Below are 376 nucleotides of genomic sequence, written 5' to 3' on the forward strand. Positions count from 1 at the left end.
TCCGAAATCATTTTAGTTATTTCTTTACTATTTTCATCAGAATTTAACTTCATCAAAATTGTTTCAAGCTTCTGAAATATTTTCTTTTGTTGTATTACCCAATCTGGTTTATAACCCGACTTCTTAATAACAGTTGTTAATAAATCGTCTTTTAAAAGCTCCTTAGGTAATGGTTTACCTATTCCAGGTAGATCTTCAAATCCACCTTCTTTTTCATGACGCTTCACGATTTCACTTAACCAATCTACATATTTCCCATTATTCGACATCGTTTTAGCCACCTTTTTGGTTAGTCTTAAATGATAATTATTCGTTACTTTTTAACTATTTCCTTTATATATTATGCAAAAGAATGTTTTAAGTAAGTTTCTAACTT

General features: G+C 28.7%; 1 protein-coding gene. It reads right to left on the reverse strand.

Annotated elements, in window-relative coordinates; all coding sequences use genetic code 11:
• A partial coding sequence (locus CN514_RS25150) for a DnaJ family domain-containing protein (protein ID WP_141529552.1) occupies positions 1 to 269 on the reverse strand: 269 nt, incomplete at its 3' end.
• Positions 270 to 376 lie beyond the last annotated feature (107 nt).

The sequence above is a fragment of the Bacillus sp. AFS001701 genome, from assembly GCF_002559405.1.
In the GTDB taxonomy this organism is placed as follows: Bacteria; Bacillota; Bacilli; order Bacillales; family Bacillaceae_G; genus Gottfriedia.